This window comes from Neobacillus sp. GCM10027624 (assembly GCF_042675345.1).
Lineage (GTDB): Bacteria > Bacillota > Bacilli > Bacillales > Cytobacillaceae > Neobacillus > Neobacillus cucumis_D.
On record NZ_JBHTHD010000003.1, the window covers coordinates 668,094 to 686,263 of the forward strand.

Annotated in this window: 17 protein-coding genes; 15 read left to right on the top strand and 2 right to left on the bottom strand. The window is 39.7% G+C overall.

Going from position 1 to position 18,170, the window contains the following annotated elements; genetic code table 11:
- Window positions 1-169: 169 nt before the first annotated feature.
- The 15 genes from ACFQZ9_RS08250 to ACFQZ9_RS08320 all read left to right on the top strand — a co-directional run bounded on the left by ACFQZ9_RS08250 (window position 170) and on the right by ACFQZ9_RS08320 (window position 16,269).
- Window positions 170-1,444: an MFS transporter gene (locus ACFQZ9_RS08250; protein WP_498943198.1), complete on the top strand. Its 1,275-nt coding sequence runs from the start codon at window positions 170-172 to the stop codon at window positions 1,442-1,444.
- Between the two features lie 174 nt (window positions 1,445-1,618).
- Window positions 1,619-2,440: an alpha/beta fold hydrolase gene (locus ACFQZ9_RS08255; RefSeq protein WP_498943200.1), complete on the top strand. Its 822-nt coding sequence runs from the start codon at window positions 1,619-1,621 to the stop codon at window positions 2,438-2,440.
- 90 nt (window positions 2,441-2,530) lie between these two features.
- Window positions 2,531-3,313, top strand: a complete 783-nt coding sequence (locus tag ACFQZ9_RS08260) for an IclR family transcriptional regulator (RefSeq protein WP_498943202.1) — start codon at window positions 2,531-2,533, stop codon at window positions 3,311-3,313.
- Between the two features lie 290 nt (window positions 3,314-3,603).
- A complete protein-coding gene (locus ACFQZ9_RS08265; protein ID WP_498943204.1) occupies window positions 3,604-4,881 on the top strand; it encodes an MFS transporter in 1,278 nt (425 codons plus the stop codon).
- A gap of 162 nt (window positions 4,882-5,043) precedes the next feature.
- Window positions 5,044-5,580: a cupin domain-containing protein gene (locus tag ACFQZ9_RS08270; RefSeq protein WP_498943206.1), complete on the top strand. Its 537-nt coding sequence runs from the start codon at window positions 5,044-5,046 to the stop codon at window positions 5,578-5,580.
- Window positions 5,581-5,737: 157 nt separating this feature from the next.
- Window positions 5,738-6,652: a VOC family protein gene (locus ACFQZ9_RS08275; RefSeq protein ID WP_498943208.1), complete on the top strand. Its 915-nt coding sequence runs from the start codon at window positions 5,738-5,740 to the stop codon at window positions 6,650-6,652.
- A 25-nt stretch (window positions 6,653-6,677) separates the two neighbouring features.
- A complete protein-coding gene (locus tag ACFQZ9_RS08280) occupies window positions 6,678-7,469 on the top strand; it encodes an SDR family oxidoreductase (RefSeq protein WP_198309746.1) in 792 nt (263 codons plus the stop codon).
- 24 nt (window positions 7,470-7,493) lie between these two features.
- Window positions 7,494-9,182 (top strand): thiamine pyrophosphate-binding protein, encoded by a 1,689-nt coding sequence (locus tag ACFQZ9_RS08285; protein WP_498943209.1) that lies wholly within the window; start codon window positions 7,494-7,496, stop codon window positions 9,180-9,182.
- Window positions 9,183-9,194: 12 nt separating this feature from the next.
- The gene (locus ACFQZ9_RS08290) at window positions 9,195-10,640 is read left to right on the top strand and encodes an aldehyde dehydrogenase family protein (RefSeq protein WP_498943211.1); all 1,446 of its coding nucleotides are present in this window, start codon (window positions 9,195-9,197) and stop codon (window positions 10,638-10,640) included.
- A gap of 15 nt (window positions 10,641-10,655) precedes the next feature.
- On the top strand, window positions 10,656-11,438 hold the full coding sequence (gene nadX / locus ACFQZ9_RS08295; RefSeq protein ID WP_498943212.1) for an aspartate dehydrogenase: 783 nt from the start codon (window positions 10,656-10,658) through the stop codon (window positions 11,436-11,438).
- 98 nt (window positions 11,439-11,536) lie between these two features.
- Window positions 11,537-12,841 carry an aromatic ring-hydroxylating dioxygenase subunit alpha gene (locus tag ACFQZ9_RS08300; RefSeq protein ID WP_498943214.1) on the top strand — a complete coding sequence of 435 codons (1,305 nt, stop codon included), beginning with the start codon at window positions 11,537-11,539 and terminating at the stop codon, window positions 12,839-12,841.
- Between the two features lie 67 nt (window positions 12,842-12,908).
- Window positions 12,909-13,418: an aromatic-ring-hydroxylating dioxygenase subunit beta gene (locus tag ACFQZ9_RS08305; RefSeq protein ID WP_498943216.1), complete on the top strand. Its 510-nt coding sequence runs from the start codon at window positions 12,909-12,911 to the stop codon at window positions 13,416-13,418.
- A 43-nt stretch (window positions 13,419-13,461) separates the two neighbouring features.
- Complete coding sequence (locus ACFQZ9_RS08310; protein WP_498943217.1) at window positions 13,462-14,250, top strand: SDR family NAD(P)-dependent oxidoreductase; 789 nt, start codon at window positions 13,462-13,464, stop codon at window positions 14,248-14,250.
- Between the two features lie 23 nt (window positions 14,251-14,273).
- Entirely contained in the window at window positions 14,274-15,239 is a 966-nt protein-coding gene (locus ACFQZ9_RS08315) for a VOC family protein (protein ID WP_498943218.1), read from the top strand.
- 151 nt (window positions 15,240-15,390) lie between these two features.
- Complete coding sequence (locus tag ACFQZ9_RS08320; protein ID WP_498943219.1) at window positions 15,391-16,269, top strand: YitT family protein; 879 nt, start codon at window positions 15,391-15,393, stop codon at window positions 16,267-16,269.
- Window positions 16,270-16,307: 38 nt separating this feature from the next.
- Here the strand turns inward: ACFQZ9_RS08320 and ACFQZ9_RS08325 are convergent, their stop codons facing one another.
- Together ACFQZ9_RS08325 and ACFQZ9_RS08330 are read right to left on the bottom strand one after the other, a co-directional pair.
- On the bottom strand, window positions 16,308-17,552 hold the full coding sequence (locus tag ACFQZ9_RS08325; RefSeq protein ID WP_498943221.1) for an MFS transporter: 1,245 nt from the start codon (window positions 17,550-17,552) through the stop codon (window positions 16,308-16,310).
- Window positions 17,553-17,590: 38 nt separating this feature from the next.
- The gene (locus tag ACFQZ9_RS08330) at window positions 17,591-18,046 is read right to left on the bottom strand and encodes a CBS domain-containing protein (RefSeq protein WP_498943223.1); all 456 of its coding nucleotides are present in this window, start codon (window positions 18,044-18,046) and stop codon (window positions 17,591-17,593) included.
- Between the last annotated feature and the right edge of the window lie 124 nt (window positions 18,047-18,170).

Sequence of the window (18,170 nt, forward strand, 5' to 3'; positions counted from 1 at the left end):
CATAATTTATTATTTAAAACTATTTTCTTAAAATCTATTGACTAAATATTAAAAAAATTATAAAGTCCTATTATTAAAACTATGTTTTTTAATGTCAACATAGTGGAAAGGGGGTAAAAGAGACTTTTCCGGTAAGTTAAATTTTGCAACGACCATAGGGAGGTAAAAAATGTTCACGAATAACAAAAGATGGATTTATGTAGCAGTTCCTATTTTTTTCTTTTGGTTTTTTGGACAAATTGACAAACTAGGAATCTCAATCATTCAAACGGACCCTGGATTTCTAAAAGATTTAGGATTGACTGGTGCGGATCATAATGCAAAAATTGGCTTCCTAACATTTATTTTTACGGTTTCCTATGCAATATCGAATATTTTTTGGGGGTTTGTCATTGATAAACTCGGAGCACGAAAAACAGCATTTATTGGGATTACCATTTGGACTATCACGATGATCATGGGGGGTCTGGCAGATTCATATGGAACCTTTATGACGAGCCGAATTTTACTCGGAATAGGGGAAGGGATTATGATTCCTGTCTGTGGAAAGCTTATTTCCAATTGGTTTAACAGGAAAGAAATCGGTAGAGCACAGGCTTCTTGGATCAGCGGTAACTATCTTGGCCCTGCAATTGGCGCCTTAGCACTATCTGCGATTATCGCTAGTTTACATTGGCATGCTGCATTTTTCTTTCTCGCTTTCTGTAATCTATTAATCAATATTCCATTGTTTATATTCCTCACACGTGAAACACCAGAACAGCATCCTGGAATAAGTGCGAAAGAGCTTAAGATGATTCGCGAAAATGATTCAGCTGAAAATGAAACAGTAAAACAAGGTTTTACACAAGACTTTCGTTATTGGGTAGTTTTCGTTGGAAACCTTATGGCATCTTTTATCTTCTATGGAATTAGCATCTGGCTCCCAACCTACTTAATTCAAGCAAAGCATTTTGAACGAGAAACAATGGCGGGAATTACATCCTTTGCCTTCATCTTCGCATTAGGGTTTGTACTCATATCCGGTTTTCTTTCAGATAAAACAAAACGTCCCAATTTACTTGCAGTCATCTGGTTTGGTTTATGCGCAAGTTTCTTATGGATTGCAGCATCATCTAACAGCGCTTTATTAGCAGGTGTTTGCATGGCTCTGGCAATTGGAACCTTGGGTGGTATTTTCCACGTAACCAATATGCTGACTGTAAAATATTCAACCCCTAAAACAGCAGGAAGAGCTGCCGGTTTAATGGGCTTCACAAATATCCTAGGCGGTTTCTCCAGCTACATAATGGGCTGGATGCGTGACCTAGCCCATGGTGATTTCTTACCATCCATCATCATGTTAATCGTCGTCGCCCTAATCGGAATGGTCGTCTACATGCTCTCCTTAAGAAAAGAATCAATAGAAGTAGCCGAATTAAAAACGAATCAACTCATCCTTTAACAATTCGACAAAAATCGGGTGGTGCCTGGCACCACCCGATTTTTGTTGAAAAACCTTTTTATGAATCTATGAAACATCTGAAAATTCTGTTGACTTATTTGAAAGATGTTTTATTATTAGAAATATAAAACACTGTTTTACCAATGAAACAATATGAACAAGGAGGAGGAAAAAATGGCATTTGTACAGGTGGATGATTTAACTATTCATTATGAAATAGAAGGTAATGGTAAGCCTTTAATCATTTTACACGGGATGGGGAACAATTCACAATCGTGGAAAAAACAACTGAAAGGGTTATCCGAGCAATATACAGTGATTGCATGGGATGCACCCGGATATGGGAAAAGTTCAGATCCGAAAGAGGAATTGATGGAATTTAAGGAATTTGCGAATATTTTAAAGGGATTTATTGAGAAACTTGGGCATGAATCCGTCACACTTCTTGGTCACTCAATGGGATCGGCGATTGCGCTTGATTTTTGTTACCGCTTTCCGGACTTAGTAGACGCATTAATTATTTCAGATGCAACAAGAGGGGCAGCAGCGTTAACGAAAGAAGAAAATGAAAGCAAATTAAAAAATCGTTTGAAGAACATCGAATCATTAACACCGGAAGAAATTGCAAAACTACGGGTAAAAAGCCTGCTTTCACCGGAACCGAGTCCTGAAGTGTTAAATGAAGTGGAAAGAATCTATTCACAAATACGGCCAATGGGTTTTCGCTCTGTCGCTTATTCCCTGTATCATTTAAATAATATGGACATACTATCCTCCATCCGTGTTCCAACCCTTGTTATTTGCGGGGAATTGGACAAAGTCACACCAGTAAAAGAGTCACAGGTAATTCATGAAAAGCTTCAATATTCGAAATTTGTGATTATCCCAGGGACAGGGCATTTATGTTATCAAGAGGCGCCAGAGACCTTTAATACCATTATCCTGGACTTTATGAACTCTTTAATAAAGCAAACAGAAGTCCCGTTCAATCATTAAAATATTTCAATGGACATCTATCTATTTCTGTGGGAAATTTGATAAAATTGTAAAACAAGCATGTTATTAACAATGAGATGGTGAAAGTTTATGGCAAAAGAAGAAAAAGAACGTTATAATGCCAATGCCTTAGTAAGGGGATTGGAAATATTAAAGCTTTTTAACGAGGAGCGCCCAACTTTATCCTTGGTGGAAATTGCGAAAGAACTGGATGTAAGCCGCACCGTTCCATTTCGACTATTGTATACGCTTCAATCACTTGGATATCTTCATCAAGATGAAAATACGAAGCGCTATAGTTTAACTCCAAAGGTGTTAGAATTAGGCTTCTCCTTTTTGAGCACACTCAAACTTCCTGAAATTGCCCAGCCTTATATGGAAAAATTAAGGGATGAAACCGGAGCATCCTGCCATTTATCAATTTTGGATGGCAATGAAGTCGTTTATGTTGGCAGTGCACCTGCGAGAGGGGTTTCTGCCGTTACAGTTAATGTAGGACTAAGACTTCCTGCGCATGCTGTTGCAAATGGTAAAGTTCAGCTAGCCTATCAGCCGCAAGAACATTTAAATCAAATCTTATATGGATCAAACTTAAAACCTTTCACGGAGAGAACGCAAACAGATTTTGTTGATTTTCAAGAGGAGTTAGCGTTGATTCGCGAGCAGGGCTATGCATTGACAAAAGGAGAATTGCATCATGGAATCCAATCTGTAGCTGCTCCAATATTCGACCGCAGTGGTAAAGTGATGGCTGCGATTAATGTGGTAGCAACAGAGACGATTTTTCACAGCGAATTTATTGAGAAAGTGGCATTGCCAAAGGTACTTGAAATTTCCCAAATTCTATCCGGATTCATGGGTTTTCATTCATAAAAAAGTAAAAGCTTGCGGATATCGCAAGCTTTTTTTATATCTATTTGTTTTATATACAAAACTAATTTTAATTTACAACACAAAAATAGTGTTTTTTGTTGACATAATTTTCGTAAAATTTTAAAATAAGAATATAAGCAAAACGGTGTTTTGTATTTAAAACATCAACTTGCGAAGTTTTAAAAAAAGGAGGAATATTAGTTCATTTTTATACAAATTATTGTAAAATAATAAAAAGAGTTTTTGGAAGCGCGTACATTCTTCTACGGTAAAACAAAAGGGGTGTTTTCATGTTGAACGGTAACAAAAGGTGGATTTATATAGGAGTACCGATTTTCTTCTTTTGGTTTTTTGGTCAAATTGATAAATTAGGTATCTCGATTATTCAAACGGATCAGGTTTTCTTGAATGATCTTGGATTAACGGGTGCCGATAAAATGGCGAAAATCGGTATGATTACCTTTGTTTTTACGATTTCTTATGCTTTATCGAATGTTTTTTGGGGGTTTATCATCGACCGGCTGGGGGCAAGGAAAACCGGGATTCTTGGTCTAATCGTCTGGGTAATTACGATGGTTATTGGTGGATTATCGACTTCTTATGAAATGTTTATTGTCAGCCGGATCATATTGGGGATCGGTGAGGGGATGATGATTCCGATATGTGGAAAGTTCATTTCGAACTGGTTTAATCAGCGTGAACTAGGGAAAGCCCAATCTACTTGGCTTGCCGGAAACTATTTGGGTCCTGCCTGCGGTGCTGTGATTATCACCACTGTCATTGCAACTCTCCATTGGCAGGCTGCGTTTTTCTTTCTTGCCGGTTTTAACCTATTCATTGTTCTACCAATGTTTATTTTCCTTACTCGGGATACTCCGGAAGAACATCCAAGACTTGATAAAAGTGAATTAGCTTATATCCGTCATACAGATTCATCCGTTAACACGAAAAAACAAAACTTTGCTCAAGATTTCCGTTATTGGATTGTGTGGTTCGGAATGTTAGTAGCATCCTTCTTATTCTTCGGTATTAGTGTTTGGCTTCCAACCTATTTAGTTGGAGCGAAAGGTTTTTCAAAAGAAGCCATGACCGGAATTACCTCTTTATCTTGGCTCTTTGCCCTAGGTTTTGTCATTCTTTGTGGAATTCTATCTGATAAAACAAAGCGTCCAAGCTTACTTGCAACCATTTTATTTGTATTAACTGTATTATTTTTAACGATTGCCATTTTGACTCGACAACCTGTCATAGCAGGTGTCTGTATGGGCTTAGCAATGGGAGCTCAAGGCGGTGTCTTCCATTTAAGTAATTTATTTATTGTCAAATTTTCAACTCCTGAAACGGCAGGACGTGCAGCGGGTTTAATGGGCTTCACGAACATTCTCGGCGGCTTTTCAAGCTATATCATGGGTTGGATGGTGGATCTATCTCATGGAGATTTTGGCCCATCAATTTTGATGTTAATCATTACTGCATCACTTGGAATTGTTGCATACCTATTTACATTGAAAAGAGAAGCAGAGGAACTAAAAATTGAAAAATTATCCCGCAAACAAGTAACGGCATAAAATCCCCGAATTTTATGCTTTGTGTTACCTATATAAAACATATTTTTGTATTTAAAAATTTCTCAATATTTATAATTGACAATTATAGTGTTGGGATTTAATATTAAATTATAGAGAAAACAATGTTTCAAATATAAAACATAAATAAGGAGTGTTATAAAAATGTCTTCTGAAAAATTTGATTTAGCTGGATTCGAAAAAAAATATGTTGCTAGACTAAAAGATCGTACTCTAGATTGGAACGTTTTAAAGTTCCAAGAAGAAATTGATCCATCTTACAAGAGAGCGCAAATGAGATACATCGGACGAGGTGCCACAGCTAACAATGATGCAAATGTAATCGAGGCTGAACACTTTACATTAAGCACAATGGTTCTACCCGCAGGATGCCAAGGTCCGCTTCACTTGCATGATGATGTTGAAGAAGTATTCTTTGTAATCAAAGGAAGTATCACTGCACTTATTCAAGAAGAAGGCGCCGATGAAGTTCATGAAATCGTTTTAAATGAAAGGGATTGCATCAGCTCACCTCCTGGGGTATACCGCGGACTTCGAAATGACAGCGATGAAGAAGCATTGATGCTTGTTATGCTGGGTGCTGTTAAGCCAAATCTTCCGACGTATCCACAAGGAAGTGCGTTAGAGGAACTTCGAATCAAGCGTGCAAAGGAAAGAGAAGCAATTATTAACGCAAAATAATGAAAAATGGGCAGTTGTTTCAAAGCTTAAACATACTCCCTGATTGATAGAATTCGTTCGACAGGGATGGTCCTCTTTATTAACATGCGGGATCATCCTTGTCTACTTTATAAACATATAGAATAGGGAAAAGCAGAGGAATAGTGGAGGTGGCATCATGTTAGGAATCACACATTTAAGGCATATAGGATTAATTACACCGGTACTTAAGGAACAGGCCGATTTTTATGAAAAAATCTGGGGTCTCGATAAAGTAGCACAGGATGAGAATACGGTTTATTTTCGCGGGGCCGGCCCTGAAAATCATATATTAAGTCTTCACTCAGGTGAAAAAAGAGGACTCCATCATATTGCTTTTGGGATGGTTGATAAGAACGCGGTGGACCAAGCGGCAGAGACGCTAGCTTCAAAAGGTGTTAGGATTGTTGCGGAACCGGGATATTTGGATGAAGAAGGTAAAGGTTATGGGCTGCGTTTTCTTGACCCGGAGAATCGTTGTATTGAATTATCCGCGTGGGTAGAAATTCATACCTCGATTTGGAATAAGAAAAATGTTGACCCGGTAAAACTGAACCATGTCGTTATGAACACGAAAGATCTTGATATGATTACAGCATTTTATACAGATGTATTAGGGTTTAAGGTTACCGACTGGAGTGAGCACCAAATGTCCTTCCTTCGCTGTAACAGAAAACATCATTCGATTGCCTTTAACCAAGATCAACATGCCTCTGTAAATCATATCGCCTATGAAGTCGATACTGTGGATGAGGTTATGAGAGGGATTGCGAATGTAAGAAAAGCGGGTTTCCAAGAACTTTGGGGTCCTGGCCGTCATGGTCCTGGAGATAATATTTTTTGCTACTTCCAAGACCCAGGAAAGTTTGTAATGGAATATACCTGCTATTTGGAAACAATTGAAGATGAATCAGAATGGAGAGCACGCGTCTGGAAACGTGTTCCACACCTAATGGATCAATGGGGTATTGCTGGCCCTCCAAAACCGGAAGCGCGGAAAGCGATGGCAGGCATTCCTGATCCAGGCTGGGCAGTTGTAAAGACGCTAGTTTAAAGGTTTTAGCAAAAGGGGTGTCATGATGGATTTAGGACTAAAAGATAAGGTAGCAGTAATAATGGGCGGCACATCTGGGGTTGGTTTAAAAACAGCAGAAATGTTTTTACAAGAAGGTGCCAAAGTAGCCGTATGCGGCAGAAATGCAGAGCGGAAAGAAAAAGCATATGATCATCTGTTAAAATTTGGGTCGGCAGAATCCATTTATTCCGCTACCTGTGACGTAACAAATAAAGAAGATGTTAATCATTTTATCGAAGGTACAGCCTCCTTTTTTGGTGGTATCGATATCCTCGTAAATGCAGCAGGCCAAAGCGTCATGGGACATTTCTTCGATGTCACTGATGAGCAATGGGAGCAGCAAATTCAATTAAAATATTTTGCTATCATTTATGCCGTAAAGGCTGTTCATCCATATTTAGTGAATCGAGGCGGTGGCAGAATCATCAATATCAATGCCACCTTAGCGAAAGAACCAGAAAGACATATGATTGCGACTGCGGCAACACGAGCGGGCCTTTTAAATTTAAGTAAAACCTTATCGCAGGAGCTGGCTTCAGATAATATTTTAGTCAATTCAGTGAGTCTTGGTTTAATTCGAACGGATCAATGGGAGCGAAGAAGAATGAAAAATGCTCCTGATATGAAAGCTGAAGACTATTATGCAGACTTAGCAAAAAAGAGAAATATCCCGTTAGGTAGAGTAGGGGAAGCAGAAGAAGTAGCGAGTGTGATTTTATTTCTAGCTTCCAGCAAAGCAAGTTATGTAGCGGGTTCAACAATTGAAACAGCTGGAGCGCTGGGGAAAGCGCTTTAATATTAGATAAAGGCGGAATAAATGATGAGTGAGCAAAAGCAAATGGAATTTACTACAGCAGATGCGGTCGTAAAAGAACTTGTACGTGCTGGTGTGGAGGTAGCGTTTGGAATTGTCAGCATTCACAATATGCCAATCTACGATGCGATTCTTCGAGAGGGCAGTATTCACTTAGTATGTTCCCGCGGTGAAAGCGGTGCAGCCAATATGGCAGATGGATATGCGAGGGCATCAGGAAAATTGGGAGTGGTAATTACTAGTACCGGAACAGGAGCAGGAAATGCTGCGGGTTCTTTAATTGAAGCATGGGCAGCTGGAGTTCCTGTTCTTCATTTGACAGGTGAGGTAGCATCTCCTTATCTAGGAACAGGAAGAGGCTACATCCATGAATGTAAAGATCAATTGTCAATGATGGAAGGAGCTTCTAAGAAGGCCCTTCGCCTCAGAAGACCTGAGCAGGCAGCCGCGGTTGTCAGACAAGCCATCCAGGAAGCGTTTGCTTATCCATCTGGCCCGGTAACACTTGAAATTCCGATTGATTTTCAATCTGCCATTATACCTAATCATTCAATGGAAGAAATTAAAACAATTGCTTCTGCTAATCAAACGATTCCGTCCGTTCCCGAAGAGGTCGTAACGAAAATAAAGAATGCTCGACGACCGGTTATTTGGGCAGGCGGAGGTGTAATTACATCAGGTGCATCTAAAGAAGTTCAAGAGTTAGCTGAAAAAATTGGTGCAGCAGTGGTTACAAGTCAATCAGGGAAAGGAAGTATCCCAGAAGATCATCCTCAATGTATCGGCCATTTTGCAGCATATGAGTTGACTAAAAATTTAATAAAAGACGCTGATTTATTAATTAGTGTCGGTGTGCGGTTTAGAGGAAACGAAACCTCGAACTGGAAGGTCGCCGTTCCAGCAGAACATATTTCCATAGATGCGGACTTTCATGCAGTGAATCGAAACTATGAAGCTACTTATAGTTTAGTAGGGGATGCCAAGCATATCCTTCAGGCATTAAATCAGGGAGTAGCTAAAACTGCAGTTAATCCAGATCCAGCATTTTTAGACGAGGTGCAGTCTGTACGAGAGGAATTACGTTCCCAGTTAAGAGCAACACTTGGACCATACGAACAAATCCTTGACGGAATGCGTAAAGTGATGCCTAAAAACACTATTTTAGTCCGGGATGTCACCGTACAGGCCAATGTTTGGGGAAGCCGATTATTTGAAATTTATGAACCAAGAACATCGATTCACGCTTCAGGCGGTGGAATTGGGCAAGGTCTGCCAACTGCCATCGGTGCGCAAATGGCCGATAAAAATTGCCCTGTTGTACTTATGGCTGGGGATGGCGGTTTTATGGTCAATGTTGGAGAAATGGCAACTGCTGCTCAGGAAAAACTGCCAATGATCGTTGTTCTATTTGATGATGCCGGATATGGTGTCTTGAGAAATATTCAAAGTAATGCTTATGGCCGTCAGGTTGCAGTGGATTTAATGAGTCCTGACTTTGTGTTATTAGCTCAATCAATGGGATTTGATGCTGCACGAATTGGCTCTCCCGCAGAATTTGTATCGGAGCTTGAGAAGGCGGTAAACACCAAAAACCCTACGATGATTGTTGTCGATATGGAAGCGGTTGGCCCAATGGCAAAACCATTTGGAGGACCTCCAGGCGCAGCAGAAGCTTTTAAACCGAAAAAGTTGTAAGGAGGAATTGAAGTGATATCTACACACCCATATGTATCAGGCAAATATCTTATTGGCGGCAAATGGTTTCAAGCGGAAAAAACGGCTGATGTCATCAATCCGGCCAATATTAATGAAGTAGTCGGTTCCGTTGCTATGTGTTCGAAAAATGAGGTGGATTTAGCTGTAGAAACCGCTGCTAAGGCATATGAAAGCTGGTCTCAAAGTGAAATTGAGGATCGGGCACATCGCATGAAAATGGCGGCAGAAGAAATCAAAACAATCGTAGAAGAGAATGTTTCACTTCTTGTTCGGGAAAATGGAAAGGCATTAGTGGAAGCGAAAAAAGATTTACTCCGCTGTTCAGATATTATGATTCAAGGTGCTGAAGAATTATTAGAATGGTGGAAACCTGAAAGCTTACCTGGGAATCAGAAGGTACAGATTCGCAAGCGTCCGCGGGGAGTGGCAGCCATCATTTCACCTTGGAATTCGCCTATGATTCTTACGTTCAAACGCGTGATTCCAGCTGTATTAACAGGAAACTCAGTGGTTGTGAAGCCAGCGACGAGCTGTCCTTTGACGATCATGATTTTCTTAAAAGTAGTCGCATCATATTTCCCAGATGGTGTGATTAATGTAGTAACAGGCTCAGGCGCTGTGATTGGAGATGCGCTTTGCACTGACCCTAGAGTTCGTACCATCGCTTTTGTTGGAAGTACAGAGACGGGTAAAGAAATTATCCGCGCTGCTTCTGGGACAGTTAAGAAACTTTATATGGAACTTGGCGGTAATGATGCTGCGATTGTTCTACCTGATGCTAATTTGGATGAAGCAGCCATTAAGCGCCTTCGTTTCGGAGTTTTACGTGCTGCGGGGCAGGTTTGCTCAGCGATTAAAAGAATCTATGTACACGAATCCAGATACGATGAAGTAGTTGAAAAATTAAAGAAAGAATTCAGCCATATCCGAGTTGGAAATGGAATTCAACCAGATGTTGAAATGGGTCCTTTAAATAATAAATCGCAATATGACTATGTAAAAGGTTTAATTAAACGCGCAGAAGACTCTGGTGCAAATGTTATTACCGGTGGGATTCAGTTAGATCCGGAATCCTGGGAACAAGGCTATTATATTTTACCTACTATTATTACCGGTGTAGATCAGCAAAGTGAAATTGTCCGTGCCGAACAATTTGGTCCAGTGATTCCAATTCTATCTTTCTCTGATGTGGATGAAGCAGTTCGACTTGCGAACGATAGTGAATTTGGTTTAAGAGCATCTGTTTGGACAGAGGACGCGGCGCTGGCAGCGACAATGGCAGACCGTTTAGAGGCAGGAGCAGTTTTCCATAATAACCACACCATCTTCCAAGATCTTCATTTAGATTTCCCTGGCCTTAAAGAAAGCGGATTATCCCGTGAAGTAAGACATTGCGGCTTGGAATATTTCGCAGACTCATATGGATTTGCGAACTAATAGGGGGAATATTAAATGAGAATTGGGTTAATTGGAGGAGGAAACATTGGAAAGTTCCTCCTCCAGAGCATCAATATTGAGGGGCTTCTGCCAAACTCACAAATTGTTGGACTTTATACAAGGAATGAAATATCCGCAAAGCAATTGGCTGAACAATACAGCACGGAACACTTTTCAACGATGCAATCACTTATTCAATCAAATGTTGATGTAGTTATCGAAGCAGCAACCGTCCAAGTCGCAAAAGACATTGCTGCACCTGCTCTTAAAAGTGGGAAAGACATAGTATTAAGCAGTGTAGGAGCACTTGCTGATGTAGATTTTTATCAGAGCCTTGAAAAAATATGCCATCAAAAAGGCACAAAAATTTATTTACCTTCCGGTGCGATAGGCGGATTGGATGTTCTTAAAGCAGCAAAATCGATAGGGGAACTTGAATCTGTTTCCATTATTACGAGAAAACCACCCCGAGCATTGCCGGGGGCACCAATAGACCGTGAACATGTAATGTTCGAAGGTTCAGCTGCAGATGCAATTGAATTATTCCCGAAAAATATTAATGTTTCCATTATCTTATCTTTAGCCGGTCTGGGACCGAAGCATACTAGCGTCAAAATTATCTCTGATCCTGGAGTAGAAAAAAATAATCATATAATAGAAGCAACTGGATCCTTCGGGAAGTTATCCTTACAAGTGGAAAACAACCCGATGCCAAATAATCCAAAAACCAGCTATCTAGCTGCATTAAGTGTCCTATCATCATTGAAAAATAAAGATGCCTCTATTCTAGTTGGATAAATGCTAAACTAATAACAGGGGATGTTCTTTTAATATAATAAAACTAATCGGGTAACCCATATATGAACGAAAGTCTAATACTTAGGGGGAATAAGCAGATGTTAAAAACCAACGTGAATTTAGAAGAAATGTCAAAAAAAGAAGCAATCGAATACTTAAAAGAATCTGTACAACCCGAAATTGGAGCAATTCCTGCTTATCTATTAGGAGATCCCACTGTTTATGATATAGAACATAAAAAAGTCTTTTTAAAAACTTGGTTGTTCGTTGGTCATGAATCAGAAATTCCGAAAAAAAATGATTTCATTACAAGAGATGTAGCCGGTTATTCCGTTATTATTTCAAGAGGCGCTGATGGGGAGATCCGTGGCCTTTATAATATGTGTACACACCGCGGGATGAAGCTTTGCCGTGCCGACGCCGGAAATAAAACAATGTTTACCTGTCCGTATCATGGTTTTAATTTTAAAAATAATGGCGATTGTGTCGGCGTTCCGTTGCAAAAAGATATTTACGGTGAGGATCTAGATAAATCGCGTCTTGGACTTTATAAAATTAGAATTGAATCCTATAAAGGACTTATGTTTGGAACATGGAATGAAGAAGCTGAACCTTTGGAAGAATTTTTAGGCCAGTTTAAATGGTATGTGGATATTTTGGCGGGTCGGGCAGAAATGGAAGTATTAGGGCCGCCGCAAAGATTCATCATTCATTCTAACTGGAAAATTGGAGCAGATAACTTTGTTGGTGATTCCTACCACACGATGGTTACACATGGATCCATTGCAAAATTAGGAATGGTTCCAAGCGCGACTTATTCTAAAAAGGGTTACCAAATTTATACTGAACATGGGCATGGTTTAAACCTTGGTACTCCGAATCCAGATTTTGCTTTTCCTGAGGAATTGAGAGAAGAGTATCAGTCCAATTTGACGAAAGAGCAATATGAAGTTTTATGTGATCTAAAAAATATGATTGGGAATATTTTTCCAAATCTTTCATTCTTAATTTCTCATACGAAGGTAAAAGGTCAGTTAATTTCAAATACATCTGTTCGACTTTGGAGACCAGTTGGTGTTGATAAGATGGAGGTTATTACCTGGTTCTTGGTAGAGAAGAACGCTTCAGAGGATTGGAAAAGACGCTCCCGTGAGTCCTTTGTTTTAACCTTCAGCCCATCTGGAATTTTTGAACAGGATGATACAGAGGTATTCACGGATATAACTGCAGCAGCATCAGGAGCTATGCCGCTCGTAAAACAACTTACTTTTAACTATACCATGGGCTTGCACAGAAAGCCTGTTGAAGATTTTACTGGTCCAGGTGTTGCTTTTGATGACAAGTTTACAGAGGCGAATCAAAGGAACTTCTATCGTTATTGGTTGGATTTGATGACGAAGTAGTCCATCATGTTTGAATTATTTGGCAGGTTTTTAATGGAAGGGATTTCATTGATTGGGGGAATCAAGAATGAGTATGGAAAAAATGCTGGCGACCTATGAATTTGAACAATGGTTATACCGTGAAGCAAAGTTTCTTGATGATATTGATTTTGATGGATGGTTTAATTTACTTCACCCGAATATCGCTTATCAAATGCCGGTGAGGGTCAACAAAGAAGGGATAGAACGTCCTGATTATTCTTTAAATATGTTTGCTTTTGATGATGACTACGAATTATTGAAAATTCGAGTAGACCGTTTAAAAACTGATTATGCATGGGCTGAAATCCCGCCATCGCGTACAAGGAGATCTGTTAATAATGTACAACTGCTTGAATTTACTCCAAATGAAAAAGCGGTTGTAAACAGCTATTTAACCATCTACCGAAGCCGCAGTACGGATATCCATCATGATCTTATTTCAGGGGAACGTCACGATGAATTCACATACATTGATGGGGAGTGGAAGCTTTCTAAAAGAGAATTCATTATTGATCAAACAACAATAAACACGAGAAATCTTGCAATTTTCGTATAGCAGCTTATTCACGTACAATAGACAACCAGGGAGGTAATGTTCAATGGCGATGGCTTTAAAAGATAAAGTAGTTTTGATTACAGGTGGAGCTTCAGGAATAGGAGAAGCTGTCACACGCCGTTTTATACAAGAAGGAGCAAAAGTGGGCATTATCGGCCGTTCTAAAGAAAAGTTAGTGAAAATGAACGAAGAATTTGGTGAAAATATTCTTACTATTCAGGGAGATGTTAGCAAATACGAGGACAATGAGCAAGCCGTTCAAGCTACTGTTGAGAAATTTGGCAAGTTGGATGTTTTTATTGCTAACGCAGGCGTCTTCGATGGATTTGCTAAATTTGCTGATGTGACTCCTGAGGCGCTTTCCGAAGCGTATGATTTCCTTCTCAATATTAATGTAAAAGGTTCATTTTTCGGCGTTAAAGCAGCTCTTGAAGAATTGCAAAAAACAAATGGCAATATTATTTTTTCCGTGTCAGGTGCAAGTTTCTATCCTGATGGCGGCGGCGTTTGGTATACAGCAAGCAAGCATGCTCAAGTCGGACTAATGCGCCAGCTTGCGTTCGAACTCGCACCAAATATTCGGGTAAATGCGGTAGCCCCAGGAGGCACACTTACAGAACTCACGGTTATTCCACCACTGCATCCATTTGTTAAAATTGTCGATAATGAGACAAAAGCGAAAAGTATTAAAAAGCGAAACCCACTTCAACTCGCGCAGATGCCAGAAGATCATGTTGGGGCCTATGTTTTGCTTGCTTCTGATCAGGCTCGTGCCATTACTGGGGAAGTGATTTCAAGCGACGGGGGATTGTCCGTCCGTGGTCTTGGTTGATTTGTAAAGAGGGAGGGGTTTTAATGAACGAACCGCTGACTGCAAAACAGCCATTGGCTGGAAATAATGTCATCAATCAACTTGCCTTTGTTGTCAATGATATTGAACAGACATCGGAGGCATTTGCAAAACTTTTGGGTATACCAAAGCCAAAATGGTTTTTAACAGGAGACCGCGAAGTTTCAAAGGTAGTTTTTCGTGGAGAGCCTACCGATTCGCGCAGTAAGCTGGTCTTTATGAATACCCCGACTGTCCAATTTGAATTAATCGAACCAGATAAAGAACCAGGGACGATGCGTGAATTTCTAGATACCGTGGGCGAAGGGATTCATCATATTGCCTTTGACGTAGATTCCATTCAAGATATGCTGCCAATTTTTGAGGAAAATGGTTATTCTCTACTGCAGAGCGGTGAATTTACCTCTAGTGACGGACGATACGTTTATGTGAATACATTGAAGGATCATAAGACTTTAGTTGAATTGCTTGAAAGTGCTGAACCAAGGGATACAACTCCAAGAACGGAGGTATTTACTCCTCCGCTCCTTGGCACGAATAAAGTAGAGCAGCTGGCGATTGTCGTGAATGATTTAGATGCTGCTGCTGATGCGTATTGTAAATTGTTAGGTGTGGAAAAACCTGCTGTGATCAAATCTGGTCCCAGCGAACTTACCCAGGTTGTTTTTGAAGGGGTGCCAACAGAGGGAAAATCCAAGTATATGTTTATTAATACTCCGCTCATTCAACTCGAAATAATTGAACCAGGCGATTCCCCAAGCACGTGGAAAAAACATCTTGATACATATGGGGAATGTGTCCACCATATTTCATTTGTGGTAGAGGATATGGATGGAAAAATAAAAATGCTGGAGGAAATGGGCTATCCTGTCATCCAAAGGGGAAACTTTTGGAATGGCAAAGGGCGATATGCCTATATGGATACTACTTCGACATTTAAAGTAATCATTGAATTACTTGAAAGATATTGAATAAATAAGACTTAACCAGCCTCGTGCTGGTTTTTTAGTGTCGTAAATATGAACTAAGGTTCATTTTTTCGCAGAAAATATGATATAATAAAGATAGATATATTTTCTAATGAATAGGTAACATAAAAATATAAATATAAAGGGTGATGACATGACCGAAGGGATCAATACGATTCAACACCGTAAGTATCCATTAAGTAAAATCATTAGCAGAGCGATAGCCATTACTATTGGAGCTATAATTATGGCGACCGGACTGGAAATATTTTTAGTACCGAACCATGTTATTGATGGGGGAATTACCGGGATTTCGATTATGCTGTCACATATAGCAGGCTGGCAGCTTGGAATTTTTCTTTTCCTTTTTAATTTGCCCTTCGTTTATTTAGGATTTAAGCATCTAGGTAAATCTTTCGCGTTTTCAACTATATATGGGATTTTCGTATTATCTATTTTTACCTCTCTTTTTCACCCCGTTCCTGCCTTTACAAATGATATTCTTCTTGCAACTGTTTTTGGCGGGATTATCGCTGGTATAGGCGTTGGAATCGTAATTCGAAATGGCGGTGCTTTAGATGGAACTGAAATTCTGGCAATCGTCATTCATAAAAAGGTTCCCTTTTCCGTTGGGGAAATCATCATGTTTATTAATATATTTATTTTAGGTACCTCAGGATTTGTATTTGGCTGGGACCGAGCTATGTACTCCCTATTAGCTTATGTTCTAGCCACGAAAGCTATTGATACAGTGGTAGCCGGAATGGAAGGATCGAAATCTGTTTGGATCATCAGCGAAAAAGCACAAGCCATTGGACAGGCAGTTACTGAACGTTTAGGTCGCGGAGTTACCTATTTTGAAGGGAAAGGTGCTTTTTCTGGCGACAATAAAAAGGTTATTTTTAGTATTATTACAAGACTTGAGGAATCAAAGTTAAAAATGTTGGTTGAAGATATTGATCCTTCCGCATTTTTAGCGATTGCGGATGTATCCGATGTTCGAGGCCGCTTTAAGAAGAAAAAAATCCATTAAAAAGGATCTGCCCAAACAGGGTAGACCCTCCAATCAAATCAATGACCGACTTCAGCGTTATCGACATGTTTGATATGATTATGGTTAAGTGCAATAAAGATAACTGATATTAAAACAAATGCTGCACCAACATAAAACGGTGTACTCGGGTTATACCATTCCGCCAATTTTCCGGCGAAATAGGGAGCAATTGCTCCACCAATAAAACGTAAGAAACTGTATGCAGCAGATGCAGTAGAACGCTCAACAGGAGCAGAATTCATCACGGCAGTTGTAATGAGCGTGTTGTTATTTCCTAATAATGCTCCGGCAAAAATAACTGCTGCAATAACCACCCATTGTGTAGATGTCCAGATTCCCATGATAGCTAACACAACTGCGAATATGGTTAACATGAAACACATGGATTTAACGGTTCCAAATCGTCTTTGAAGAATTGGAGCCATAAAGACGGAAGTAACGGCAAGTAAAATTCCCCAGCCAAGGAAAACAAAGCCGATTCCGTGTTCATCGAGCCCCATAACGAATGGAGCAAACGCAAGCAGCGTAAAGAAACCAAAGTTGTATAAAGCAGCTGCAATACCAAAAACTAATAAAGAACGATGTTTTAATGCCTTAAAAGGATCTTTTAGAGATGTTTTAGCTTGAGAAATATTTTTTGGTTTAGTATTTGGCATTAAGGCAATAAGACCGATAAATGCAATAACCATTAAAGAAGCTACACCTAAAAATGGGCCTCTCCAAGACATACCGCCAAGCCAGCCGCCAAGTAGTGGACCAACGGAAATTCCAAGCCCAATTGCTGCTTCGTATAAAATAATCGCCTTTGCAGTACCGCTGTTTGATAGTGAGACAATCGCTGCCAAGGCAGTAGCAACGAATAAGGCATTTCCAAGACCCCAGCCACCGCGCAATCCAACTAGTGCCCAAATATTATTTGATAACCCGCCTAGGGCTGAAAATACGGCAATGATAACGATTCCGGAGAGAAGTGTCCATTTGATGCCGAGTCGTGAAGAAATCATTCCGGTGATCAACATGGCCACTGCCATGACAGCATTGTAGCTTGTGAATAGAAGGGTAGTTTGACTTGGTGTTGCATGGAGTTTTTCACTTATGGTAACAAGAATTGGGTCAACAAGGCCTAACCCCATGAAGGCAATAATACAGGCAAAAAAAACAGCCCATACTGCTCTTGGTTGACTTAGTAAACCTGCCTTAGCTTCTACATTCGAGGCCGATTTTGTCGGCGAAGAAGCAACAGATTCTGGTGATGATGACATATACATTTCCCCTTTGTTTGTATTTAATTTTATGAAGATTAAAGAAGGCCTTTAAATGAATTTCGAATAACATCCCCGCGGCTAATAATCCCAACTAAAACTCCGTTTCGTTCAACTGGAACTTTTTTAATTTGTTTTTTTCCTAAAACAGCCGCAATATTCTCCATTTCCTCATCCCAAGAAACCTTATAAACCTTCTTTTTGGCAATTTCCATTACGTTTAACGCCAAGATTCTTCGTTCTCTTTCCTCGAAGTCCTCATTATCCCCTTTAATGACGAATGCATAATAGAAAGAGTCAACGATTCGGTCATCATGTTTTCCAATAAATCTTAGAATATCCCCGTCACTGATATAACCAACAATTTCATTCCTGTCATTTACAATTGGAAGACCGCTGATTCCAAATTCAATAAATTTCTCAATCACAGACCGGACTGTGTCTGTATCCTTTACTTTGTGTACTTGACTAATCATGATATCGTGAGCTTGCATCTAATCCCTCCCTTGTACATAGCTTTCCATGTTAAAAAAGTTGTATAATAAAAGTATATATTTGTATTATACAACTATTTTCATTCCTGTCAATAGTGTATTCTGATCGATGGAGAATATTTAC

Coding starts and splice junctions, on each gene's coding strand:
- ACFQZ9_RS08250 (WP_498943198.1), top strand. CDS start 170: ATGTTCACGAATAACAAAAGATGGATTTATGTAGCAGTTCCTATTTTT.
- ACFQZ9_RS08255 (WP_498943200.1), top strand. CDS start 1,619: ATGGCATTTGTACAGGTGGATGATTTAACTATTCATTATGAAATAGAA.
- ACFQZ9_RS08260 (WP_498943202.1), top strand. CDS start 2,531: ATGGCAAAAGAAGAAAAAGAACGTTATAATGCCAATGCCTTAGTAAGG.
- ACFQZ9_RS08265 (WP_498943204.1), top strand. CDS start 3,604: ATGTTGAACGGTAACAAAAGGTGGATTTATATAGGAGTACCGATTTTC.
- ACFQZ9_RS08270 (WP_498943206.1), top strand. CDS start 5,044: ATGTCTTCTGAAAAATTTGATTTAGCTGGATTCGAAAAAAAATATGTT.
- ACFQZ9_RS08275 (WP_498943208.1), top strand. CDS start 5,738: ATGTTAGGAATCACACATTTAAGGCATATAGGATTAATTACACCGGTA.
- ACFQZ9_RS08280 (WP_198309746.1), top strand. CDS start 6,678: ATGGATTTAGGACTAAAAGATAAGGTAGCAGTAATAATGGGCGGCACA.
- ACFQZ9_RS08285 (WP_498943209.1), top strand. CDS start 7,494: ATGAGTGAGCAAAAGCAAATGGAATTTACTACAGCAGATGCGGTCGTA.
- nadX (WP_498943212.1), top strand. CDS start 10,656: ATGAGAATTGGGTTAATTGGAGGAGGAAACATTGGAAAGTTCCTCCTC.
- ACFQZ9_RS08300 (WP_498943214.1), top strand. CDS start 11,537: ATGTTAAAAACCAACGTGAATTTAGAAGAAATGTCAAAAAAAGAAGCA.
- ACFQZ9_RS08305 (WP_498943216.1), top strand. CDS start 12,909: ATGAGTATGGAAAAAATGCTGGCGACCTATGAATTTGAACAATGGTTA.
- ACFQZ9_RS08310 (WP_498943217.1), top strand. CDS start 13,462: ATGGCGATGGCTTTAAAAGATAAAGTAGTTTTGATTACAGGTGGAGCT.
- ACFQZ9_RS08315 (WP_498943218.1), top strand. CDS start 14,274: ATGAACGAACCGCTGACTGCAAAACAGCCATTGGCTGGAAATAATGTC.
- ACFQZ9_RS08320 (WP_498943219.1), top strand. CDS start 15,391: ATGACCGAAGGGATCAATACGATTCAACACCGTAAGTATCCATTAAGT.
- ACFQZ9_RS08325 (WP_498943221.1), bottom strand. CDS start 17,552: ATGTCATCATCACCAGAATCTGTTGCTTCTTCGCCGACAAAATCGGCC.
- ACFQZ9_RS08330 (WP_498943223.1), bottom strand. CDS start 18,046: ATGCAAGCTCACGATATCATGATTAGTCAAGTACACAAAGTAAAGGAT.